This is a genomic window from Nonomuraea zeae (assembly GCF_005889725.1).
GTDB classification, from domain to species: Bacteria; Actinomycetota; Actinomycetes; order Streptosporangiales; family Streptosporangiaceae; genus Nonomuraea; species Nonomuraea zeae.
On sequence record NZ_VCKX01000199.1, the window covers coordinates 1 to 23,013 of the forward strand.

General features: G+C 69.5%; 19 protein-coding genes. 3 read left to right on the top strand and 16 right to left on the bottom strand.

The window, feature by feature from the left end; all coding sequences use genetic code 11:
• Positions 1-202: 202 nt before the first annotated feature.
• From ETD85_RS42585 to ETD85_RS42595, 3 genes are all read right to left on the bottom strand, one after another.
• Complete coding sequence (locus tag ETD85_RS42585; RefSeq protein ID WP_240779789.1) at positions 203-595, bottom strand: DUF3224 domain-containing protein; 393 nt, start codon at positions 593-595, stop codon at positions 203-205.
• 36 nt (positions 596-631) lie between these two features.
• Positions 632-1,423: an LLM class flavin-dependent oxidoreductase gene (locus tag ETD85_RS42590; protein ID WP_138695527.1), complete on the bottom strand. Its 792-nt coding sequence runs from the start codon at positions 1,421-1,423 to the stop codon at positions 632-634.
• Between the two features lie 120 nt (positions 1,424-1,543).
• Complete coding sequence (locus ETD85_RS42595) at positions 1,544-2,752, bottom strand: FAD-binding protein (protein WP_138695528.1); 1,209 nt, start codon at positions 2,750-2,752, stop codon at positions 1,544-1,546.
• A gap of 80 nt (positions 2,753-2,832) precedes the next feature.
• Between ETD85_RS42595 and ETD85_RS42600 the strand changes: the two genes are divergently transcribed.
• On the top strand, positions 2,833-3,192 hold the full coding sequence (locus tag ETD85_RS42600; protein WP_138695529.1) for a PLD nuclease N-terminal domain-containing protein: 360 nt from the start codon (positions 2,833-2,835) through the stop codon (positions 3,190-3,192).
• Here ETD85_RS42600 and araA read toward each other — a convergent pair.
• The 12 genes from araA to ETD85_RS42660 form a co-directional block, all read right to left on the bottom strand.
• Positions 3,189-4,643: an L-arabinose isomerase gene (gene araA, locus ETD85_RS42605; protein WP_138695530.1), complete on the bottom strand. Its 1,455-nt coding sequence runs from the start codon at positions 4,641-4,643 to the stop codon at positions 3,189-3,191. The two genes, ETD85_RS42600 and araA, sit on opposite strands and share 4 nt — an antisense overlap.
• Positions 4,640-5,293, bottom strand: a complete 654-nt coding sequence (locus ETD85_RS42610) for an L-ribulose-5-phosphate 4-epimerase (RefSeq protein WP_138695531.1) — start codon at positions 5,291-5,293, stop codon at positions 4,640-4,642. The genes araA and ETD85_RS42610 overlap by 4 nt, the downstream gene beginning before the upstream one ends.
• 76 nt (positions 5,294-5,369) lie before the next feature.
• A complete protein-coding gene (gene araB, locus ETD85_RS42615; protein WP_206059217.1) occupies positions 5,370-7,037 on the bottom strand; it encodes a ribulokinase in 1,668 nt (555 codons plus the stop codon).
• 9 nt (positions 7,038-7,046) lie between these two features.
• Entirely contained in the window at positions 7,047-8,060 is a 1,014-nt protein-coding gene (locus ETD85_RS42620; protein WP_240779791.1) for a LacI family DNA-binding transcriptional regulator, read from the bottom strand.
• Between the two features lie 61 nt (positions 8,061-8,121).
• Positions 8,122-9,381, bottom strand: coding sequence for a multiple monosaccharide ABC transporter permease (gene mmsB, locus ETD85_RS42625; RefSeq protein WP_206059218.1), 1,260 nt, complete (start codon positions 9,379-9,381; stop codon positions 8,122-8,124).
• A 5-nt stretch (positions 9,382-9,386) separates the two neighbouring features.
• Positions 9,387-10,916, bottom strand: coding sequence for a multiple monosaccharide ABC transporter ATP-binding protein (gene mmsA, locus ETD85_RS42630; RefSeq protein WP_138695533.1), 1,530 nt, complete (start codon positions 10,914-10,916; stop codon positions 9,387-9,389).
• A gap of 58 nt (positions 10,917-10,974) precedes the next feature.
• Positions 10,975-12,096: a multiple monosaccharide ABC transporter substrate-binding protein gene (gene chvE / locus ETD85_RS42635; RefSeq protein ID WP_138695534.1), complete on the bottom strand. Its 1,122-nt coding sequence runs from the start codon at positions 12,094-12,096 to the stop codon at positions 10,975-10,977.
• Between the two features lie 193 nt (positions 12,097-12,289).
• The gene (gene yjfF / locus ETD85_RS42640) at positions 12,290-13,285 is read right to left on the bottom strand and encodes a galactofuranose ABC transporter, permease protein YjfF (protein ID WP_240779792.1); all 996 of its coding nucleotides are present in this window, start codon (positions 13,283-13,285) and stop codon (positions 12,290-12,292) included.
• Positions 13,286-13,496: 211 nt separating this feature from the next.
• Complete coding sequence (locus ETD85_RS42645) at positions 13,497-14,522, bottom strand: ABC transporter permease (RefSeq protein ID WP_138695535.1); 1,026 nt, start codon at positions 14,520-14,522, stop codon at positions 13,497-13,499.
• Positions 14,519-16,030: a sugar ABC transporter ATP-binding protein gene (locus ETD85_RS42650; protein ID WP_138695536.1), complete on the bottom strand. Its 1,512-nt coding sequence runs from the start codon at positions 16,028-16,030 to the stop codon at positions 14,519-14,521. The genes ETD85_RS42645 and ETD85_RS42650 overlap by 4 nt, the downstream gene beginning before the upstream one ends.
• Before the next feature lie 106 nt (positions 16,031-16,136).
• Positions 16,137-17,123, bottom strand: coding sequence for an ABC transporter substrate-binding protein (locus ETD85_RS42655; RefSeq protein WP_206059219.1), 987 nt, complete (start codon positions 17,121-17,123; stop codon positions 16,137-16,139).
• Between the two features lie 95 nt (positions 17,124-17,218).
• The gene (locus tag ETD85_RS42660; protein ID WP_138695544.1) at positions 17,219-18,202 is read right to left on the bottom strand and encodes a LacI family DNA-binding transcriptional regulator; all 984 of its coding nucleotides are present in this window, start codon (positions 18,200-18,202) and stop codon (positions 17,219-17,221) included.
• Between the two features lie 230 nt (positions 18,203-18,432).
• Here ETD85_RS42660 and ETD85_RS42665 point away from each other — a divergent pair, with 230 nt between their 5' ends.
• Complete coding sequence (locus tag ETD85_RS42665; protein WP_170247142.1) at positions 18,433-21,843, top strand: alpha-L-arabinofuranosidase C-terminal domain-containing protein; 3,411 nt, start codon at positions 18,433-18,435, stop codon at positions 21,841-21,843.
• Positions 21,844-21,889: 46 nt separating this feature from the next.
• Here ETD85_RS42665 and ETD85_RS42670 read toward each other — a convergent pair whose 3' ends face one another.
• On the bottom strand, positions 21,890-22,654 hold the full coding sequence (locus tag ETD85_RS42670) for a metallophosphoesterase (RefSeq protein WP_138695537.1): 765 nt from the start codon (positions 22,652-22,654) through the stop codon (positions 21,890-21,892).
• 76 nt (positions 22,655-22,730) lie between these two features.
• Here ETD85_RS42670 and ETD85_RS42675 point away from each other — a divergent pair.
• Positions 22,731-23,013: GntR family transcriptional regulator (locus ETD85_RS42675; protein ID WP_138695538.1), on the top strand; the 283-nt coding region annotated here is incomplete at its 3' end.

Consider the following 23,013-nt stretch of genomic DNA (forward strand, 5'->3'; position numbering starts at 1 on the left):
AGATGTGTAGAAGAGACAGGCCCAGCCCCGTGGCCTCGGTGAACAGCCGGGCGATCTCCCGTAAGCCGGACGCGTCCGGCTCGGGGCCCCAGGCCCAGTGACTCGTCGTCATGGGACGATTGTCACGCCGGGATCAGGATCGGCGACACCGTTGGGGCCCACGAGATCACACACGAGGTCACGCGCGGGGTCTGGCGGGCGGTCAGAGGCGGTAGTCGAAGGTGTAGGCGTGGCTGCCGTCCGGGGCGACGAGGATGTCCATCTCGCCCCTGAGGCCGCGCAGCTCCCCCGTCGCCGAGTCCGGCACGACCGAGACGCGCAGCGACTGCTCCCCCTCGTCGCTCACCGCGCTGTGCTGCACGACGAAACTCCCCCGCCGCCCGTGCACCGTGCCCTCGATGCGCTCCAGCGCCACGTACGACCGAGAGCTCTCGACCGGCGTCGAGGCCACCATCATGGTCACGACGCTCGTCCCGGTCAGATCCCCGTGGAAGGTCTTGGACAAGGTCACGACGCCGAGCGTGACGCCGTCGCGGTCGTCGAAGGGCGGCTGGGGGTCCCAGCCGGCGGTGTCGAAAGTTCCCTTTGCGGTCATGGGCACCATCGTGCCGGTCATACCTGTCAGGCTCTGTCAGGTACCGGTGAGCCGTTCGACCACGGGCGCGAAGTCGTCCATGAACTGGGCGTTCAGCGACACGTACGAGATGCCGAGCTTGTCCCTGCGGCGAAGCAGCGTGTCGGCCATCTCCGCAGGCGTGCCCGTCAGCAGCCCGGTGCTGGTGGCGTCGATGGGGCCGAACCTGTTCCGCAGCCAGCTGGGCGGCTCGGCGGCCGCGGCCACCAGGTTCAGGCCGATCTCCAGCTCGCCGAAGCGGTCCCCGGCCAGCTCGTACAGCTCATCCAGCTTGGCCGCCACCTGGTCCTCGGTGTAGGTCGGCGGGACGCCGAGCGTGACCGTGTCGGCCTTGCGCGCGGCCAGCCTGAGCAGCCTGGTCCCGGCGGCGGCGACCAGGACGCGCACGTCCTTGACCGCGTCGATGGTCCTGGACAGCCGCTCGATGCGCTGGCTCGGCGTCCCGAACCTGACGCCGAGCGCGGCCGCGTCCCGCTCCGCGTCCGGCCGCCCGGCGCCCAGGCCGAGCTCGAACCGGCCGCCGGTGAGCGTGTGCAGGGTGGCGGTCTCCCAGGCGACGGCCTCCGGAGTCCGGTAGGGGACGCTCACGACGAACGTGCCGACGCGCAGGGTCGTGGTCACCGCGGCGGCCGCCGCCGCGGCGGTGAAGGGCGAGAACGTGCCGAGCGTGTCGGGCACCAGCAGCGTCGAGTAGCCGAGGCTCTCCGCCCGGCGGGCCAGCCCGGCCCACGCCGCGCCGTCGGGGGCCTGTCCGGCGACCGCGCCGAACCTGAACGAATGATCGGTCATGCCCCCAACGATCGCGTACGGGCCAGGCCCGCACATCGTCCCCCGGACCGGTCACCCGCTACATCCGGGGGCGCAAGCCGGGCGCCGCCCGCTACTCCCGCGGCGGTATCGAGCCGGGCGCTACTCCCCCAGCAGCGCCCGGGTGAAGTCGTTGGCGAACTTGCCCGCCGGGTCGAGCCGGCCCACCAGCGACCGGAACCGGTCGGGGCAGGGCGGCCGGCGGGTGAACAGCTTGCCCCAGTGCGGCAGCGGCTCGAACGGCGCCAGCGTCCGCTCCACCAGCTCCAGCACCGGGAGCACGGCGGCGGGATCCTTGACCCAGGTGAAGTGGATGCCCACGCTGTCACGGCCGTGGAACGGGCTGAGCCACAGGTCGTCGGCGGCGACCGAGCGCACCTCGGAGATCTGCAGGACCGGCCGGATGGCGTCGCCGATCGCGTAGAGCTCGCGCAGGGCCTTGACCGCGTGCTCCCTCGGCAGCAGCAGCTCCGACTGCAGCTCGTTGCCCGCGCTGCTCGGCTCGGCGTCGGGGCGGAAGTGCGGCAGGCGCTCGTGCCACGGTCCCGGCACGCCGAGCTGGATCGTGCAGCTCTCCGCCGACATGGCGGGCAGCGGGTGGCGGGGGCCGTCGGCGGGGGTGGTGCCGTACCAGTCGGCGCTGGTCAGCTCCTCGGTGCGCTTGAGCCAGACGCGGGTGTCGCGCCAGTCGGTGAAGAGGCTGACGCTGTAGCCGGCCGACATGATGTCGTCGAAGTGGGCGAGCGCGTCGACGGTCAGGCCCTCGCGGACGTACTGGTGGATCTGGAAGGCGGGCACCAGGTCGAGCGTCAGCGTGGTGACGACGCCGAGCGCGCCGAGCGCGACCACGGCGCCGGGGAAGTCGGCGTCACCGCGCGAGAGCGTCAGCAGGGAGCCGTCGGCGGTGACGAGGTCGAGCGCCGACACGGCGGCCGACAGGCTGGGGACGGCGTCGCCGGAGCCGTGCGTGCCCGTCGCGACCGAGCCGGCCACGGAGATGTGCGGCAGCGAGGCCAGGTTCGCCAGCGCGAACCCGGCCTCGTTCAGCACCGGCGCGAGCCGCGCGTACGTCATGCGCGCGGGCACCCGCGCCGTGCGGGCGGCGCTGTCGATCTCCACCGCGTCCGGCATCCGGTCCAGGACCACCAGGTCACCGGTGGCGTCGGCGACGTCGTTGAAGGAGTGGCCGCTGCCGAGCGCCCGCACCTGAGCGCTGGCCGCGACGAGCTGCCGGAGCTCGTCGAGCGACGTCGGGTGATGGACGTCTTGCGCCCGAAATGCGGTGTTTCCCGCCCAATTGGTCAGCGTCACGGCCTCTACCCTTCCATAGCACCGTCTTGTCAGCCCGCCCGGGTACCGCTAGTTTCAGGTGCCGCTGACGGAGGTGTGCCGTGCTCTACCTGTCCGAGGCTCTGGGGCTGGTCACGCTCGTGCTCTGGCTCTATTGCCTCTTCGACGTGATCACCACGTCCGACGTGCTCTGCCGCAATCTGCCGAAGATCGCTTGGGTGCTCATCGTGCTGCTGTTCCCGCTGGTCGGGTCGATCATCTGGCTCATCGCGGGCCGGCCGCAGCACAGCGCGGCCGCCACGGCCACCCGGCCGAGCGCGTTCCCCGAGTACGACCGCCCGGGGCGCTTCGCCGCCACCAATCCCGATGACGACGAGGAGTTCCTGCGCCGCTGCCGCGAACGCGCCGAGCAGCAGCGCAGGAACGCCCCCAAGAAGCCTCCCGAGGACCTGCCCGGTTAGAAGCCCTGGGCCAGGCGGTAGTACGCCTGGTTCCAGCGCAGCTCCTTGGCGAAGCGCTCGGTCGTGGTGTCGGCGTCGATGATCACCAGCTCCACGCCGAGCATGTCGGCCAGGTCGGTCAGCTCCTCGCGGCCGACGGCCTGGGACAGCACGGTGTGGTGCGGCGCGCCGGCGGTGAGCCACGACTCCGTGGACGTGCGCAGGTTGGGGCGCGGGCGCCAGACCGCGCGGGCCACGGGCAGGCTGGGCAGCGGCTGCGGCGGCGTCACGACGTCGATCTCGTTGGCCACCAGCCGGAACCTGTCGCCCATGTCGGCCAGGCCCACCACGATGCCGGGGCCGGGCTCGGCGTCGAACACGAGCCTGACAGGGTCCTCCCTGCCGCCGATGCCCAGCGGGTGGATCTCGCACGACGGCGTGCCCGCGGCGATCGAGGGGCAGACCTCCAGCATGTGCGCGCCGAGGATGAGCTCCTCGCCCGGCGTCATGTTGTAGGTGTAGTCCTCCATGAACGAGGTGCCGCCGGGCGCCATGCTCTTCAGGGTGCGCAGCAGCACCGAGGTCTTCCAGTCGCCCTCGCCGCCGAAGCCGTAGCCGTCGGCCATGAGCCGCTGCACGGCCAGGCCGGGGAGCTGGCGCAGGCCGCCGAGGTCCTCGAAGTTCGTGGTGAACGCCTTGAAGCCGCCCGCCTCCAGGAAGCCACGCAGGCCGAGCTCGATCCTGGCCGCGTAACGCAGCGACTCGTTGCGCTCGCCGAGCAGCTCGGGGGCCACGGTGTACTGCTCGGCGTACTCCTTGACCAGGGCCGTCACGTCGGCGTCGGAGGCGGCGTCCACCACCTCGACCAGGTCGTTGACGCCGTAGGTGTTGACGGAGACGCCGAAGCGGAGCTGCGCCTCGACCTTGTCGCCCTCGGTGACGGCCACGTCGCGCATGTTGTCGCCGAAGCGGGCCAGCTTGAGCGTGCGCACCTCGGCCAGGCCCGTGGCGGCGCGCACCCAGGTCAGGATGCGCTCACCCACGGACGGGTCGGAGACGTGCCCGGCCACGGTCTTGCGCGGCACGCCGAGCCGGGTCTGGATGTGCCCGAACTCGCGGTCGCCGTGCGCGGCCTGGTTGAGGTTCATGAAGTCCATGTCGATGGAGCTCCAGGGCAGCTCCACGTTGGCCTGGGTGTGCAGGTGCAGCAGCGGCTTGCGCAGCGCGTCGAGCCCCGCGATCCACATCTTGGCCGGGGAGAAGGTGTGCATCCACGCGATCACGCCCGCGCACGAGTCGTCGGCGTTGGCCTCCAGCATCACCCGGCGGATCGCCGCGGCGTCGGTGAGCACGGGCTTCCACTCCACCGGCATGGGAAGCTGCTCGGCGATGCTCTGAGACTGCTCGGCGACCTGGCGCAGCGTGTCCTCGCCGTACAGTCCCTGACTGCCGGTCAGAAACCAGATGTTCAACGCGGGCTCCTCTGTCCGTAGACGTTCTGATAGCGGTCGTACAGGCGGTCGATGTCGTCCTGCGGGATGGACAGCGGCTCGCCGAGCTGCCTGGCCACGTGCACGGTACGCGCGACGTCCTCGCACATCACGGCGGCCTTCACCGCGGACTTGGCGTCCTTGCCGATGCTGAACACGCCGTGGTTCTGCATGAGCACGGCCTTGGAGCGGTGGCCCTTGAGCGTCTCCACGATGCCCTGGCCGATCGAGTCGTCGCCGATGAGCGCGAACGGGCCGACCGGGATCTCGCCGCCGAACTCGTCGGCCATCGCCGTCAGCACGCAGGGGATGGCCTCGCCGCGGGCCGCCCAGGCGGAGGCGTAGGTGGAGTGGGTGTGCACCACGCCGCCCACCTCGGGCATGTTGCGGTAGACGTACGCGTGCGCGGCCGTGTCGCTGGACGGCGCGTGCTCGCCCTCCACGAGGTTGCCGTCCAGGTCGCAGACGACCATGTTCTCCGGCGTCAGCTCGTCGTAGGAGACGCCGGACGGCTTGATGACGAACAGGTCCTCGCCCGGGACCCGCCCCGAGACGTTCCCCGCCGTCCAGACCACCAGGTTGTAGCGGACCAGCTCAGCGTGCAGGTCAGCGACGATCTTTCTCGTACTCATTGCCTCACTCCGTTCGGCGGGATCGGTCGCCTCACGCCGCCGCCTTCGCCCGCTCTGGTCGCTTCGCTCCCGGCGCTCACGCTTGAGCCTCGTTCCTGATCGCGCGGAGCGTGTGGAGCATCTGGCCGTCGCCGAAGAAGTCGTGCAGGCGGCGGTACTCGGCGTAGAGGCGGTCGTAGGCGTCGGCCCTGGCCTCGTCCGGCACGTACGCGGCCTCCGTGCGCTTGCCCATCGCCGCCGCGGCCTCCTCGATGCCGGGGTAGGCGCCGGCGGCGACGGCCGCGTGGATCGCCGAGCCGAGCGCGGGGCCCTGGTCGGAGCCGATGACCGACAGCGGGCGGCGCAGCACGTCGGCGTAGACCTGCATGAGGAAGCGGTTCTTCAGCAGGCCGCCCGCGACCACGAACTCCTCGACCGGCACGCCCGACTTCTCGAACGTCTCCACGATCATCCGGGCGCCGTACGCGGTGGACTCGATGAGCGCCCGGTAGACGTCCTCGGGCTTGGTGGCCAGGGTCTGGCCGATGATCACGCCGGACAGGTTGTGGTCGACCAGCACCGAGCGGTTCCCGCCGAACCAGTCCAGCGCCACCAGCCCGTGCTCGCCGACGGCCTGCCGCTCGGCCAGCTCGGTGAGCCGCTCGTGCCCGTCGGTGCCGAAGTTGTCCACGAACCAGGCGAAGATGTCGCCCACCGCCGACTGGCCCGCCTCGTAGCCCCACAGGCCGGGGACGATCCCGTCGCGTACGACCCCGCACATGCCGGGCACCTCGGCGAGCCGGTCGCTGGGCATGATGTGGCAGGTCGAGGTGCCCATGATGGCCACCATCTGGCCGGGGCGGACGGCGTCCGCGGCGGCGGCGGTGACGTGCGCGTCCACGTTCCCGACGGCCACCGCCACGCCCTCGGGCAGGCCGGTCCACCCGGCGGCCCGCGCGGTCAGGCGGCCGGCCAGGCCGCCGAGCGGGGCCAGCGTCGTGCCGTCCACCTTGTCGCCCACCTCGCCGGTGGCGAGCTTGGCGGCGAACCCGGCGAAGCCCGGGTTGAGCTCGGCGAGGAACTCCTCCGACGGGTAGCCCCCGTCCTGGAAGACGCCCTTGTAGCCGGCGGTGCAGATGTTGCGGCTCTCGACGCCGGTGAGCTGCCAGATGATCCAGTCGGCAGCCTCGATCCAGCGCTCGGCCCTGGCGTACACGTCCGGGGCCTCTTCGAGGACCTGCAGCGCCTTGGCGAACTCCCACTCGGAGGAGATCTTGCCGCCGTAGCGCGGCAGCCAGCTCTCGCCGCGGCGTGCGGCCAGCTCGTTGATCCGGTCGGCGTGCGGCTGCGCGGCGTGGTGCTTCCACAGCTTCGGCCAGGCGTGCGGCTCGTCGGGCGTCTCGTCGCTCAGCGGGGTGCCGTCGGCGGTGGCCGGCAGCACGGTGCAGGCGGTGAAGTCGGTGCCGATGCCGATCACCTGCTCGGGCGCGACGCCGGCGGCGGCGATCGCCGCGGGCACGGCGATCCTGAGCACGTCGATCCAGTCCTGCGGGGACTGCAGGGCCCAGTCGGGGCCCAGCTTCCTGCCGGAGCCGGGCAGGCTCTGCTCGATGACACGGTGGGCGTACTCGTGGACGGCGCTGCCCAGCTCGGCGCCGTCGCTCACGCGTACGACGACGGCACGCCCTGAGAGCGTGCCGAAGTCCACTCCGACCACGTAGTTGTTAGCGTTCACATTGAACTCCAGGGGGTTTTTCGGGGGCATGCCAATCATCTACCTGGTGGCCGCCGTACTGGACCTGACGACGAAGCTCGGCCTGACGACCAGACGCTCGTACGCGGTGGGCCCCACGTCGATCTGCCGCAGCAGCACCTCGATGCAGTGCCGGCCCACCACGTCGAAGTCCTGCCTGACCGTGGTCAGCGGCGGCGAGAAGAACTCCGACTCCGGGATGTCGTCGAAGCCCACCACGCTGATCTGGTCGGGAACCCGCACGCCCTTCTCCGACAGGGCGCGCAGCACGCCGAGCGCCATCTGGTCGTTGGCCGCGAAGACGGCCGTGACGCCGTCCATCGAGGCCAGGCTCATGCCCGCTTCGTAGCCCGCGCGCGGGCTCCAGTCACCGGCCAGCGGCTCGGGCACCGGCCGGCCCGCCTCCTCCAGCGCGGAGCGCCAGCCCTCCAGCCTGCCCTCGGTCTCCAGCCAGTCGGCCGGGCCGCTGACGTGCCAGACGGTCTCGTGCCCCTGCTCCAGGAGATGGCGGGTGGCGAGCCTGGCGCCCTCGATCTGGTCGATGCACACCACCGACACGTCGGCCCGGTGCGTGCCCTCGACCGCCACCGCGGGCATGCCGACCGGCAGGCTCTCCAGCGCCCGGCCGGCCGAGCGCTGCGGCGCGACCACCACGACCCCGTCCACGCCCTGCTCGGCGAGGTAGTCGATGGCGTCGCGCACGCTGGCCGCGTCGAGGGACTTCAGGCTCACGATGCTGACGAAGTAGCCCGCGTCCCTGGCCGCCTGCTCGATGCCGTAGATCGTGCTGGCGGGGCCGTACAGCGTGGTGTCGAAGCTCACCACGCCGAGCGTCCGCGACCGCTTGGTGACCAGGGCCCGGGCGACCAGGTTGCGCCGGTAGCCCAGCCGGGTGATCGCCGCCTCCACCCGCGCACGGGTGTCGGCCCGCACGTTCGGATGGTCGTTGAGCACCCGGGAGACCGTCTGGTGCGACACGCCTGCTTCCTTGGCCACGTCGGCCATGACCGGCAGGCGACGCTTGGGGATCGTCACGGTCTCTCCTTTCACTGGGCTCTGGGCGGGCTCAGGACACGGCGGGTTCAGGCGATGACAATCAGCGCGCTGCGCCCGCCCGGCGCTTGGTCCACACGTCGAAGGCCACCGCGGCCAGCAGGACGGCGCCCTTGACGAGCATGACCCGCTCGCTGGGCGAGCCGATCAGGGACATGCCGTTGTTGATGACCGCCATGATCAGACCGCCGGTGATGGCCCCGACGATCTTACCGACACCGCCCTGGACGGCCGCGCCGCCGATGAAGGCCGCGGCGATGGCGTCCAGCTCGAAGCTGTTGCCCGCCGTGGGACCCGCCTGGTTGAGCCGGCCGGCGAAGATGATGCCGGCGATGGCCGACAGGACGCCCATGTTCACGAAGATCCAGAAGACCACCGACTTGACCTTCACGCCGGACATGACGGCCGCCTGGAGGTTGCCGCCGATGGCGTAGATCTGCCGGCCGAACACCGTCCGGTTGGCCATCAGCGAGTAGGCCAGGACGAGCACCGCCAGCAGGACCAGCACCCACGGGAGGTTCTTGAAGCGGGCGAGCTGCACGACGAGGAAGAGGATCAGCGCGGCGCCGGCCGCCATCTTCAGCACGAACAGCGCGATGGGCTCCACGCTCTGGCCGTAGCCCTTGCGCGCGTTGCGGGTGCGCCACTGGGCGGCCACCATGCCGGCGATCGCGACGATGCCGATCAGCAGGCTGAACAGGTCGGCGCCGCCGAGCGGGCCGAGGCCGATGTTGCCCAGGTAGCCGTTGGTGAAGCCGTTGGCCAGCGTACGGACCTGGTCGGGGAACGGGCCGATGCCCTGGTTGCCCAGCACGGTCAGGGTCAGCGCCCGGAACAGCAGCATGCCGGCCAGCGTCACGATGAACGCCGGGATCCCGAAGTACGCGATCCAGTACCCCTGCCAGGCGCCGATGAGCGCCCCCGCGACCAGCGTGATCAGCAGGGCCAGCGGCCAGGGCAGGCCCATGTTCACCATGAGCACGGCGGCCAGCGCTCCCGTGACCGCCACCACCGAGCCGACCGACAGGTCGATGTGCCCGGCGATGATGACCAGGATCATCCCGATCGCGAGGATCAGGACGTAGGAGTTCTGGACGATGATGTTGGAGATGTTCTGGGGCTGGAGCATCGCGCCGTCGGTGAGCACCGAGAACAGCACGACGATCAGCGCGAAGGCGATGTAGATCCCGCTCGATCGCAGGTTGAGTGACAGGCCGCCCAGCGACACCCGGCCAGGCTGCCGAGGCGCTCCCCCGTCGCCCTTGGAGCCGACCTCCACGTCGGCGGGCGTGATGCTGCTCATCAGAGCTACTCCTGTCCCTTGGTCATGAGATGCATGAGGTTTTCCTGCGTGGCGTCCGCGCGGGGCACCTCGCCGGTGATGCGGCCTTCGGAGAGCGTGTAGATGCGGTCGCACAGGCCGAGCAGCTCAGGCAACTCAGAAGAGATCACCAGGACCGCCTTGCCCTCGTCGGCCAGGCGATTGATGATCGTGTAGATCTCGTACTTGGCGCCGACGTCGATGCCTCGGGTGGGCTCGTCCAGGATGAGCACGTCAGGCTCGGTCAGGATCCACTTGGAGAGCACGACCTTCTGCTGGTTGCCGCCGCTCAGCTTGCCGACGACGCTGTTGACGCTGGGCGCCTTGATGTTCATGCTCCGGTGGAACTGCTCCGCGACCTTGTACTCCTCGTTCTCGTTCACCCAGCCCCGGCTGGCCAGGCCCTTGAGCCCGGCCGCGCTGATGTTGCGCTTGATGTCCTCGATGAGGTTGAGCCCGTACCTCTTGCGGTCCTCGGTGGCGTAGGCGATGCCGTGCCTGATCGCGTCCTGCACGTTGCGGATCTCGATCGGCTTGCCGTCCTTGAAGACCTTGCCGGAGATGTGCACCCCGTACGTGCGCCCGAACACGCTCATCGCGAGCTCCGTGCGCCCGGCGCCCATCAGCCCGGCGAGACCGACGATCTCGCCGCGGCGCAGGGTCATGGCGGCCCCGTCGACCACCTTCCTGCCGGGCTGGCTGGGGCTGTAGACCGTCCAGTCCTCGATCCGCAGCGCCTCCTCGCCGATCGTCGGCTCGTGCGGCGGGAAGCGGTTGTCCAGCGCGCGGCCGACCATGCCGGAGATGATGCGGTCCTCGGTCACGTGGTCGGCGGCCATGTCCAGCGTCTCGATCGTGCGGCCGTCCCGGATGATCGTGACGGAGTCGGCGATCGCGGTGACCTCGTTCAGCTTGTGCGAGATGATCACGCAGGTGATGCCCTCGTCGCGCAGGCCGCGCAGCAGGTCCAGCAGGTGGGCCGAGTCGTCGTCGTTCAGGGCCGCGGTGGGCTCGTCCAGGATGAGCAGCTTCACCTCTTTGGACAGCGCCTTGGCGATCTCGACGAGCTGCTGCTTGCCCACGCCGATGTCGGCGATGGGCGTCGTCGGGTTCTCGCGCAGGCCGACCCGCTTCATCAGCGCGGCGGCCTCGAAGTTCGTGCGGTTCCAGTCGATGAAGCCGCGCTTGGCGCGCTCGTTGCCGAGGAAGATGTTCTCGGCGATCGACAGCTGCGGGCTGAGCGCCAGCTCCTGGTGGATGATGACGATGCCGGCGTGCTCGCTGTCACGGATGCCCCCGAACTCGCAGCGCGCGCCCTCGAAGGTGATCTCGCCCTCGTAGTCGCCGTGCGGGTAGACCCCGGACAGCACCTTCATCAGCGTCGACTTGCCGGCGCCGTTCTCGCCGCAGATCGCGTGGATCTCGCCCCGCCGGACGGACAGGGTGACGTCCTGCAGCGCTTTCACGCCGGGGAACGTCTTGGTGATCCCGCTCATCCGCAAGATGTGCTCGGTCATATACCCCTCGCTCACAGGCAGAGCCCCGGGGACGTGGTGGCGTCCCCGGGGCAGGCCGTTACTTGAGCTGGTCCTCGGTGTAGTAGTTGCCGCCGACGATGACTTCCTTGTAGTTGTCCTTGTCGACGATCACCGGGTCGAGCAGGTAGGACGGGACGACCTTGTTGCCGTTGTCGTAGTCCTTGGTGTTGTTGACCTCGGGCTCGCCGCCCTTGAGCACGGCGTCGGCCATCTTCACGGTCTGCTCGGCGAGCTTGCGGGTGTCCTTGAAGATGGTGGAGTACTGCTCGTCCGCGATGATCGACTTGACCGAGGCGAGCTCGGCGTCCTGGCCGGTCACGGTCGGGTACGGCTGGCCGCTGGTGCCGTAGCCGGAGCTCTTGAGCGCCGACAGGATGCCGATGGACAGTCCGTCGTACGGGGACAGCACGCCGTCGACCTTCGCACCACCGGTATAGGTCTTGGTGAGGATGTCCTCCATGCGCTTCTGCGCGGTGGCGGGGTCCCAGCGCAGGATCGCCGCGGTCTTGAAGTCGGTCTGGCCGCTCTTGACGACCAGGGTGCCGTCATCGATCTTCGGCTTCAGCACCGACATGGCGCCCTCCCAGAAGAAGGTCGCGTTGTTGTCGTCGGGCGAGCCGCCGAACAGCTCGACGTTGAGCGGGCCCTTCTTGCCGTCGTCGACGCCCAGGCCCTTCAGCAGCGAGGTCGCCTGCTGCACGCCGACCTTGAAGTTGTCGAACGTGGCGTAGTAGTCGACGTTCGGGCTGTTGCGGATCAGCCGGTCGTAGGCGATGACCGGGATCTTGGCGTCAGCGGCCTGCTGGAGCTGGGAGGTGATGGCGGTGCCGTCGATCGAGGCGATGATCAGGAGCTTGGCGCCCTTGGTGATCTGGTTCTCGATCTGGTTGGCCTGGGTGGGGATGTCGTTCTCCGCGTACTGGAGGTCGACCTTGTAACCCAGCTTCTCAAGCTGCTGCTTGACGTTGTCGCCGTCATGGATCCAGCGCTCCGACGACTTCGTCGGCATGGTGACGCCGATCAGGGCGCCAGCGTTGCCGGCGGCGGCGGCCGAGCCGGTGGGCTGGGCGTCGACCGTCTTCGTGCTCGAACCGCAGGCCGTCAGGGTCGCGGCGAGCGCGATGACGGACACCACGCCCCCGATTCGTCCCAACCTCATGTCATCTCCTTGCGATGGGGGATCGCGGCAGCGCTTCAGGGGGCGGCTGCCGATAGAGCAATGGTTCCAATCACCGAACGTGACGAACCAGAACAAAGTTCGCGCTTGCTTCCGCCGATTGTTATCGCTAACAAAGCTTATGTCAACGGTTGGGCATAACCTCACGGAAACTTTCAGGTAACTTTCCCGCAGGTCAGCGGCGTGCCCGGGCCGAGAACAGCCGCTGCAGCAGGATGAAGACGAAGAGCAGCAATCCGATGAAGATCTTGGTCCACCACGACGACAGCGTCCCTTCGAAACTGATGATCGTCTGGATCAACCCCAGCACGAGCACACCGAGCACGGTGCCGAGCAGGAAGCCGCTGCCCCCGGTCAGGAGCGTGCCGCCGATCACGACCGCGGCGATCGCGTCCAGCTCCATGCCCACCGCGTGCAGCCCGTAGCCGGAGAGCATGTAGAACGACAGCAGCACCCCGCCGAGCGCCGAGCAGAACCCGCTGATGGTGTAGACCGTGATCTTCGTCCGCCCGACCGGCAGGCCCATCAGCAGCGCCGACTGCTCGCTCCCGCCGGTGGCGTAGACCGACCGGCCCAGGCGCGTGTAGTGCAGCACGTACGCCGCCACGACCACGACCACCACGGCGATGATCACGCTCGGTGAGATCCACATGTCGGCGAACAGGTCGATCCTGGTCTGCGCGAACGCCGTGAACGTCGGGTCCTCGATCGGGATCGAGTCGGTCCCGATCGTGTAGCACAGCCCTCTGGCCAGGAACATCCCGGCCAGCGTCACGATGAACGGCTGGATGTCGAAGGCGTGCACGATGTAGCCCATCACCAGCCCCAGCCCGGACCCGATGACGAGCACCAGCGGGACCACCAGGTACGGCGGCCACCCGGGCCCCGCCATCAGGCTGGCCGAGATCATCGTGGACAGCGCCACCACCGAGCCCACCGACAGGTCGATGCCGCCGGTCAGGATCACGAACGTCATCCCGACCGCCACCACCAGCAGGAAGGCGTTGTCGATGAAGACGTTGAGCACCACCTGGCCGCTGGCGAACCCCTCGTAGCGGATCCCGCCGACCACGAACATGGCCAGGAACAGGCACCCGGTCACCAGGACCGGCAAGTACTTGGCCGGCACAGACGTCCGCCCAAGCGTCGTGGTCATCGTGCTCGCGCTCATGGCCTCACTCCGTTCGGCGGCTCGGTCGCCTCACGCCGCCGCCTTCCCCCGCTCTGGTCGCTACGCTCCCGCCACTCCTCCAGCCGACGGCACTGCCGCACCCATGGCCTCCACTCCGTGAAGGCGGGCTCGGTCGCCCAACGCCGCCGCCTTCCCCCGCTCTGGTCGCTCCGCTCCCGCCGCTCCTCCAGCCGACGGCACTCCCTCGCGCTCATGGCCTTACTCCTTCGCGTACCCGGACCTTCTCCTCGGCCGCTGGGCCTGGTGGGGCGGCTCGGCCGCGGCCGCGGAACACCTTCTCCCTGAAGGACGGGGACTGGATGAGGCAGACGGCCGTCACGACCAGGGCCTTGAACAGCAGCGTGGTCTCCGGCGGCACGCCGATCGAGTAGATCGTCGTGGTCAGCGTCTGGATGATCAGCGCCCCGAGCACCGTGCCGCCGAGCGAGAACCGCCCGCCGGCCAGCGACGTGCCACCGATCACGACCGCCAGGATGGCGTCCAGCTCGATCCACAGCCCGGCGTTGTTGCCGTCGGCGCTGGAGACGTTCGAGCTGATCATCAGCCCGGCCACGCCCGCGCACAGGGCGGCGAACGCGTACACCATGATGATGATCCCGCGCGACCTGATGCCCGCCAGCCTGCTGGCCTCGGCGTTGCCGCCGACGGACTCGATCAGCATGCCCAGCGCCAGCCGCCGGGTCAGGAACGCGGTGATCGCCAGCACCACCAGCACGATGAGGATGCCGAACGGCACCGTCAGCAGGTAGCCACCGCCGATCACCTTGTACGACGGGCTGTTGACGGTGATGATCTGCCCGTCGGTGATGAGCTGGGCCAGCCCGCGCCCGGCCACCATGAGGATCAGCGTGGCGATGATCGGCTGGATGCCGATGCCCGCGACCAGGAACCCGTTCCAGGCCCCCAGCACCAGGCAGAGCCCGAGGGCCAGCGCCACCGCCGCGAACACGCTCTGGTCCTGGCTGATCTGCAGGCACGCCAGCGCGCCCGAGATCGCCACCACCGAGCCCACCGACAGGTCGATGCCGCCGGTCGCGATGACCAGCGTCATCCCCAGCGAGACCAGGATCAGCGGCGCGCCGAAGCGCAGGATGTCGATCAGGCTGCCGTACAGGTGGCCGTCCCTGACCTGGATCGAGAAGAAGCTGGGCGTGAAGAACACGTTCAGCGCCAGCAGCAGCACCAGGACCACCACCGGCCAGAGCAGGCGTCTCATGAGGACCGGCCTCCGCTCGCGATCGTCTCCATGAGCACGTCCGTCGTCAGCTCGTCGTCGTTGGGCAGCTCCGCCACCATCCGCCGGTCGCGCAGCACCGCCACCTTGTGGCTGAGCCGGAGCACCTCCTCCAACTCGGCGGAGATGAACAGCACCGCCATGCCGCCGTCGGACAGCTCGGCCACCAGCCGCTGGATCTCGGCCTTCGCGCCGACGTCGATGCCCCGCGTGGGCTCGTCCAGGATGAGCAGCCTGGGCGCCAGGATCAGCCACCTGGCCAGCACCACCTTCTGCTGGTTGCCGCCGCTGAGGTTGCGTACGAGGTGCTCGGGGTTGGGTGGGCTGATCTTGAGGGTCTTGATGTAGCCGCCGACCAGCTCGTCCTGCTGCTCGCGCGGCACCGGCCTGGTCCAGCCCCTGGTCGCCTGCAGCGCCAGGATGATGTTCTCGCGCACGGTCAGGTCCGGGATCAGCCCGTCGGCCTTGCGGTTCTCCGAGCAGAACGCGATCTTGTGCGTCATGGCCGCGCGCGGCGTGCGTAACGACGCGGGTGACCCGCTGATCGCGATCTCTCCCGTGCCCGCGTGGTCGGCGCCGAACAACAACCTGGCGATCTCCGTACGGCCCGAGCCGAGCAGCCCGGCCAGGCCCACGACCTCGCCCTCGTGGATGGTGAGCGTGAACGGCTCGATGGCGCCCGCCCGGCCCAGCTCACGGGCCTCGACGAGGGGCCGGTCGACGACCTTGGCCTCGCCGTGCAGCCGTTCGAGCGCGGCCAGCTCCTGGCCGATCATCTTGGCGACCAGCTCGACCTGGCTGAGCTCGCGGGTGAGGTATTCGCCGACGAGCCGACCGTTGCGAAGAATCGTCATACGGTCCGAAATTTCGTAGATCTGGTCGAGAAAGTGGGAGACGAAGAGGATGGCGATGCCCTCCTCCTTGAGCCGGCGCATCACCCTGAAGAGCTGCTCGACCTCGTCCGCGTCCAGGCTGGACGTGGGCTCGTCGAGGATCAGCACCCTCGCCTCGATGTCGATCGCCCGCGCGATGGCCACCATCTGCTGGATGGCGAGCGAGTACGACGACAGCGGCGCCGAGACGTCCAGGCTCAGCTCCAGCCGGGACAGCAGCTGGGCCGCCCTGGCCCGCATCCGCTTCCAGTCGATCCGGCCGAACCGGCGCGGCTCGCGGCCGATGAAGATGTTCTCGGCGACCGACAGGTTCGTGCAGAGGTTGACCTCCTGATAGACCGTGCTGATGCCGCCCTGCTGCGCCTCCTGGGGGCTGCCGAACGCGATGGGGGCGCCGTTCAGCTCGATGGTGCCCGTGTCGGCGGGATACACGCCGGTGAGCACCTTGATCAGGGTGGACTTGCCCGCGCCGTTCTCTCCCATGAGCGCGTGCACCTCGCCGGGCAGCAGTCGCAGGTCCACGCCGTCCAGGGCTTTCACGCCCGGAAACTGTTTGCCGATCCCGCTCATCGTCAGGACCGGCGCGGGTGCGGCCATCCGACCTCCTGTATTCATGACCTCTGCTTCACCTAGGAGGAGGCCTCATGCCGACGGCACTCCCTCGCGGGTCGGGCCGGCCTGTGTGGCCGGCCCGATCGCTCGATCAGTACTGGCGGGTGGACAGGACCTGCTTGGCCTGCTCCTGGGTGAACGTGGTCTCCTCGGTCACCACCCGGGCGGGCACCTGCTCGCCCTTGACGACCTTCTTGGCCAGGTCCATGAGCTGCGGGCCGAGCAGCGGGGAGCACTCGACGATGTAGTTGATCTTGCCGTCGGCGAGCGCCTGCATGCCGTCCTTGACGGCATCCACGGTGATGATCTTGATGTCCTTGCCGGGCACCTTGCCCGCACCCTCGATGGCTTCGATCGCGCCCAGACCCATGTCGTCATTGTGCGCGTAAAGCACGTCGATGTCCGGGTTGGACTTCAGGAAGGCCTCCATGACCTCCTTGCCCTTGGCCCTGGTGAAGTCACCGGTCTGCGAGGCGACGATCTGGAACTTCGTCTCGGCCTTGATGACGTCGGCGAACCCGGACTTGCGGTCGTTGGCCGGCGCCGAGCCGGTCGTACCCTGCAGCTCGACGATCTTGACCGGGTCGGCGCTGGACTTGTACTCCTCCACCAGCCACTGACCGGCCTTCTTGCCCTCCTCGATGAAGTCCGAGCCGAGGAAGGTCTTGTAGAGGGTCGTGTCCTTGGAGTCGACGGCGCGGTCGGTCAGAATGACCGGGATCTTCGCGTCCTTGGCCTCCTTGAGCACCGTGTCCCAGCCTGACTCCACCACCGGCGAGAAGGCGATGATGTCCACCTTCTGCTGGATGTAGGAGCGGATGGCCTTGATCTGGTTCTCCTGCTTCTGCTGGGCGTCGGAGAACTTGAGCGTGATGCCCGCGTTCTTGGCCGAGTCCTGCACCGACTTGGTGTTCGCGGTCCGCCAGCCGCTCTCCGCGCCGACCTGGGAGAAGCCCATGGTGATCGCGTCACCGCCGGTGCCACCGGAGCCGCCGCTGCCACCGCTGCCGCCGCCGCATGCTGCCACCGACATCGCGGTGAGCCCGGCGAGCACCAACGCCGAGATCCTCTTTAACACGTGGGGGGTTCCCTTCTGATGTGAACGCTAACATCCCAGGGCGGGCGCCAGCGCTTCCTGCCTTTCCACGTACGGCTCGGCCGCCGGGGCGCCGCTCAGCCCGTCGGGGCCGTGCTGACCCTGGCGACGAACGTCGGCGGCACCACGAGCCGCTCCCGGTCCTGATGACCGCCTTCGAGCTGCCGTACGAGCACCTCGATGCTGTGTCTGCCCACCGCGCCGAAGTCCTGCCTGATGGTCGTGAGCGGCGGCGAGAAGAACTCCGACTCGGGGATGTCGTCGAAGCCGACCACGCTCACCCGCTCGGGCACTCTCACCCCCTGCTCGGTGAACGCCCGCAGCACCCCCAGCGCCATCTGATCGTTGGCGACGAAGACCGCCGTGACGTTCGTCATGCTCGCCAGACTGCGCCCCGCCTCGTACCCCGAGCGTGGGCTCCAGTCCCCTGCGAGCGGTTGCGGGGCCTCGCGGCCCGCCTGCTCCAGCGCGGCCCGCCACCCGGCCACGCGTCCTTCCGCCTCCAGCCAGTCGGAGGGACCTCTGACGTGCCAGACCGTCTCGTGTCCCAGCGACAGCAGATGCTCGGTGGCGAGCCTGCCGCCCGCGACCTGGTCCACGCAGACCACCGAGACCGCCCCCGCCTCGCCGCCCTCGACGGCCACGGTGGGGATGTCGAGCCGCAGGTCGGCCAGGGCCTGCGCGGCCGAGCGCTGGGGCGCGACCACGACGATGCCGTCCACGCCCTGGTCGGCCAGGTAGTCGAGGGCGTCGCGGACGCCGGCCTTGTCGATGGATTTGAGACTGACGATGCTGACGAAGTAGCCGGCCGACCTGGCCGCCTGCTCGATGCCGTAGACCGTGCTGGCCGGGCCGTACAGCGTGGTGTCGAAGCTGACCACTCCGAGAGTCCTGGAGTGCTTGGTGACCAGGGCGCGGGCGACGAGATTACGGCGGTAGCCGAGCTTGTCGATCGCTTCCAGCACCCGGGTGCGGGTCTCGCTGCGCACGTTCGGGTGATCGTTGAGCACGCGTGAGACCGTCTGATGCGACACGCCGGCCTCCTTGGCCACGTCGGCCATGACCGGCAGGCGGCGTCCCAGGCTGGATCCCACGGCCGTGCTCCTTTCCTGGCTTGGCCATGACTGTGAACGTTAACAACGGGTCTCGTCAAGGGCCGCAGGATTACGGTCGGGTTACGCGAAGAGCCCCTTGACTAGGGCAAGCGGCAGTCCTTAACTTGTCGCGAATCGCTGTTGTTAACGCTCACTCGAATTGTTAACGCTAACAACCGTTGAGGAGCCCCCCACTCATGACGCGAATCGGCTTATCGGCCCTGCTCCTGGCAGGTTTGCTGGTGGCACCCGGACAGGCGCAGCCGGCCGCCGCGCTGGCGGACCCGATCCCGGAAGGAGCCGTCGTCGACCAGTTCGACGGCACCACGCTCGGCCCGGATTGGACGGTCCTGTCGCCTGACAGTTCGCGATGGTCGCTGTCAGGCAGCGCGCTGCATCTCGACACGCTGACCGGCGACACCCACCAGGGCACCAACAACGCCAGGAACCTCTTCCTCGTGGACGTCCCGGCCGGCGACTTCGAGGCGGTCGCCAAGCTCGGCGCGCCGGTGGCGCTGGACTACCAGAGCGCGGGCCTGCTGGCCTGGCAGGACTGGGACAACTACGTGCGGGCCGGGCTGGCCCACGTGGGGTTCGCGGGCGGGCCGGTGATCGAGACGGCCACCGAGGTGGGCGCGGCGTTCACGTCGAGCTTCGCCGCCAGGCCCGGCTCGGCCGCCGAGATCGTCAAGCTGGCCAGGACCGGCGACGAGTTCGTCTCCTCCTACTGGGACGGCTCCGCCTGGGTGCAGGCCGCCAGGATGACCGCGAAGCTGGACGTCCGGCAGGTCGGGCTGTTCGGGCTCTCGGCCCAGAACGGCACGTCCATGGGCGTGGACTTCGACTACCTGGCGCTCAAGGCGAGCGAGGGGCGGGCCGTGGTCCCGTCCGGGCCGTTCACGCTGCGCGCGGCGACGCTGCCGTACCTGGTCGCCGACCCGTCCGGGGCGGTGCGCGCGACGGCGAAGCCCCCGATGACGAGCCTGGCCCTCACGGCCGAGCCCAGCGGCGACGGGGTCACGCTCAAGGACGTGGCCACCGGCCGGTACCTCCAGGCCGCGCCCAAGGTGCGGCTGGGCGCGACCGGGTCAGTCTTCCTGCTCAAGGACGCCGGCGGCGGCAAGGTCACGGTGTCGTCGGGCGGCCTGAACGTCTCGATCGGCGACGGCCGGCTGATCATGGGGACCGAGGCGGCGAAGTTCCGGATCGAGGGCTACACCTCGGGCAAGCTCAACGTGGACACCAGGGCCAAGGGCACCAAGGTCGGCCCCGACCTTTACGGCGTCTTCTACGAGGACATCAACCACGCCGCCGACGGCGGCCTGTACGCCGAGCTGGTGCAGAACCGCTCGTTCGAGTTCAACGCCACCGACGAGCGCTCCTATACGGGGCTGACCGCGTGGAGCAAGGCCGAGCGGGGCGCCACCGCGACCCTGGCGGTGGCCGGCGAAGAGCCGCTGAACCCCCAGAACCGCAACTACCTGCGCGTGGACGTCACGGGCGACGGCACGGCGGGGGCCGTCAACGCCGGGTTCAACCGGGGCCTGCCGCTGAAGGCCGGCCGGCGCTACGACCTGTCGCTGTGGGCCAGGCGCACGGAGCCGGGCCCGCTGACGGTCACGGCCGAGGACGGCACGAGCGTGCTCGGGAAGGCCACGTTGCAGGTCAAGGCGGGCGGCTGGGCGAAGTACGCGGCGTCGTTCACGGCGTCGGGCACCACCGACGCGGGCCGCCTGGTGGTGCAGGCCCCGGCCGGGCGGACGGACCTGGACATGGTCTCGCTGTTCCCGCGCGACACCTACAAGGGCCGCAGGAACGGCATGCGCGCGGACCTGGCGAAGCTGATCGCCGACCTGGAGCCGCAGTTCCTGCGCTTCCCCGGCGGCTGCGTGACGAACGTCGGCACGTACGACCCCTACGCCGGCAACCAGGACCGGCGGCGCATCTACCAGTGGAAGGAGACGATCGGCCCGGTCGAGGAGCGGCCGGCGAACTTCAACTTCTGGGGCTACAACCAGAGCTACGGCATCGGCTACTACGAGTACTTCCAGTTCGCCGAGGACGTCGGGGCCGAGGCGCTGCCCGTGCTGTCGGTGGGCGTGAACGGCTGCGGCGAGAACCGGCCGCTGACCGACGAGGCCAAGCTGGCCCGGTGGGTGCAGGACACCCTCGACCTGATCGAGTTCGCCAACGGGCCCGTGACGTCGGTGTGGGGCGCCAAGCGGGCGGCGATGGGACATCCGAAGCCCTTCGGGCTGGACTACATCGGGCTCGGGAACGAGGAGATCTACCCGGAGTTCTTCACGAACTATCCCAAGTTCGCCGACGCGATCCGGGCGAGGTATCCCAAGATCAAGATCATCTCGAACTCGGGCCAGACCTCGCAGGGCGCCTGGTTCGACCGGATGTGGCAGTTCGCCCGTGATCAGAAGGCCGACCTGGTCGACGAGCACTACTACAACAACCCCGACTGGTTCCTGGCCAACAACCACCGCTACGACTCCTACGACCGGACCGGGCCGAAGGTGTTCGTGGGCGAGTACGCCTCCAGGGGCAACGCGTTGTCCAACGCCCTGGCGGAGGCGTCGTACCTGACGGGCATCGAGCGCAACGCCGACGTCGTGGAGCTGGCGTCGTACGCGCCGCTGCTGGCCAACGTGGACTACGTGGACTGGACGCCCGACCTCATCTGGTTCGACAACGACGAGGCGTACGGCACGCCGAACTATCACGTGCAGCGGCTGTTCTCCACCAACGTGGGCGACCGGGTGCTGCCGAGCACGTTCGAGGGCGAGACCGCGCCGGTGGCGGACATCTCGGGCGCGATCGGCCTGGGCGCATGGAACACGCAGGTCAGGTACGACGACGTCAAGGTCACCTCGGCCGACGGCACCGTCCTGCTGTCGGACGACTTCGCGGCGGGCGCGGGCGCGTGGACGCCGGGCGCGGGCACCTGGGCCGTGCAGGACGGGGCCTACGTGCAGACAGCGCAGGTCGAGGACGCCAGGTCCACGGCGGGCTCGGCCGAGTGGTCGAACTACACGATGGAGGTGACCGCCCGCAAGACAGCGGGTGCGGAGGGCTTCCTGGTGATGTTCGGGGTCCGTGACACCGGCAACTTCTACTGGTGGAACGTCGGCGGCTGGAACAACACCCAGTCCGCCATCGAGAAGGCCGTCAACGGCGGCAAGTCGTCGATCGCCACCTCCGCAACCACGGTCGAGACCGGACGCGACTACCGGCTGAAGATCCAGGTGGACGGGCGCAGGATCACGACCTGGCTGGACGGGGAGCGGGTCAACGAGTTCGTGGACAGCGCCGCGGTGGAGCCGCTCTACCAGGTGGTCTCCAGGGACGGGAAGTCGGTGACGCTCAAGGTCGTCAACGCGCAGGGCACCTCCGTACGCGGCAGCGTGGACCTGGGCGGCGCCCGCGTCCGGCCGGAGGGCACGGTGACCTCGCTGACCGGCGCGCCGTCCGACACCAACTCGATCGCCGAGCCGGACCGGGTGGCGCCGGTGGAGCGGCGGGTGAGCGGCTTCTCCTCGGCCTTCACCTACGACTTCCCCGCCTACTCGGTGACGTTCGTCCGGCTCACCGAGCGGTGAGGCACCGGCCCCGGCCGCGCCGTCGGGCGCGGCCGGGGCCCGGCCGTCAGGGCATGATCACCCGGTGGTACGTGGTCATCCGGCCCTCGTCGTCGAGGACGTGGAACGCGATCGACGGCGGGAGGTCGTAGTTGATGCACGTGTCGAACGAGACCCCGCCCTCCCACGGCAGCAGCGCCGCGGACACGACGCCCGGCGCGACCAGCAGCGGGCGGCCCGCGAAGGTGGTGGCGACCCCCATGTGGGCGTGGCCGACCAGCACGGCGGGCACGTTGGGGTGGGCGGCCAGCAGCGCTTCCAGCGGCTCGGGCCGGTGCATCCTGATCCCGTCCAGCGGGGCGCTGTGCAGCAGCACCGGCGGGTGGTGGAAGGCCACGAACACCGGCAGGTCCGTACCGGCGAGCACGCCGTCCAGCCAGGCGAGGGTCTCGTCGTCCAGGTGCCCCGGGTTCTCGCCCGGGATGGACGAGTCGCACATCGCGAAGACCGCCCGCTCGCCACGGTGAACCTGGTTGATCGGCCCGTTCATCGGACCCGACGAGCGCTCCCGCTCGCCGAGCAGGCCCTTGCGGAACTCCTCCCGCACGTCATGGTTTCCCGGGCCGATCAGGAGAGGATGGCGCGAGGTGAGGATCTTGGCCGCCTCCGCGTACTCCTCGGCGAGCCCGTGGTCGGCGATGTCGCCGGTGACGAGCACCGCGTCGAGGTCGTAGGGCAGCGCGTCGAGGTAGCGCATGACGGCTCCGGCACGACCGGCGCTCTCGGGCGTCGCACCGATGTGGACATCACTCAGATGCGCGATCACGATCATGGGGGTGGTCCTTCCGAGTTCTGGCTGCTGACCTACGGTACGCCGGGACACCGGACCAACCATAAGATCCGGTTCTGTGCAGAAACATTGGGCCAGTTCGGGCGTGGACCTGCATCTGGAGCTGTCCGCCTCGGGCGGGCGGCGGCGGGCGCTGGAGAACGCGCTGCGCCAGGCGATCAGGGAGGGCCGGCTCCCGCCCGGGACCCGGCTGCCCTCGACCCGGTCGCTGGCCGTCGAGCTGCGGCTGTCGCGCGGGACGGTGAGCGCCGCGTACGACCAGCTCGCCGAGGAGGGCTACCTGACCACCCGGCCGGGCGCCGCCACGGAGGTGGCCCCCGTCTCCGCCGTCTCCGCCGTCT

Excerpts from the sequence above, each read along its gene's own strand:
- ETD85_RS42585 (WP_240779789.1), bottom strand. The coding sequence starts at position 595 with ATGACCGCAAAGGGAACTTTCGACACCGCCGGCTGGGACCCCCAGCCG.
- ETD85_RS42590 (WP_138695527.1), bottom strand. The coding sequence starts at position 1,423 with ATGACCGATCATTCGTTCAGGTTCGGCGCGGTCGCCGGACAGGCCCCC.
- ETD85_RS42610 (WP_138695531.1), bottom strand. The coding sequence starts at position 5,293 with ATGAGTACGAGAAAGATCGTCGCTGACCTGCACGCTGAGCTGGTCCGC.
- araB (WP_206059217.1), bottom strand. The coding sequence starts at position 7,037 with ATGCCCCCGAAAAACCCCCTGGAGTTCAATGTGAACGCTAACAACTAC.
- mmsB (WP_206059218.1), bottom strand. The coding sequence starts at position 9,381 with ATGAGCAGCATCACGCCCGCCGACGTGGAGGTCGGCTCCAAGGGCGAC.
- mmsA (WP_138695533.1), bottom strand. The coding sequence starts at position 10,916 with ATGACCGAGCACATCTTGCGGATGAGCGGGATCACCAAGACGTTCCCC.
- chvE (WP_138695534.1), bottom strand. The coding sequence starts at position 12,096 with ATGAGGTTGGGACGAATCGGGGGCGTGGTGTCCGTCATCGCGCTCGCC.
- yjfF (WP_240779792.1), bottom strand. The coding sequence starts at position 13,285 with ATGAGCGCGAGCACGATGACCACGACGCTTGGGCGGACGTCTGTGCCG.
- ETD85_RS42645 (WP_138695535.1), bottom strand. The coding sequence starts at position 14,522 with ATGAGACGCCTGCTCTGGCCGGTGGTGGTCCTGGTGCTGCTGCTGGCG.
- ETD85_RS42650 (WP_138695536.1), bottom strand. The coding sequence starts at position 16,030 with ATGGCCGCACCCGCGCCGGTCCTGACGATGAGCGGGATCGGCAAACAG.
- ETD85_RS42660 (WP_138695544.1), bottom strand. The coding sequence starts at position 18,202 with ATGGCCGACGTGGCCAAGGAGGCCGGCGTGTCGCATCAGACGGTCTCA.
- ETD85_RS42665 (WP_170247142.1), top strand. The coding sequence starts at position 18,433 with ATGACGCGAATCGGCTTATCGGCCCTGCTCCTGGCAGGTTTGCTGGTG.
- ETD85_RS42670 (WP_138695537.1), bottom strand. The coding sequence starts at position 22,654 with ATGATCGTGATCGCGCATCTGAGTGATGTCCACATCGGTGCGACGCCC.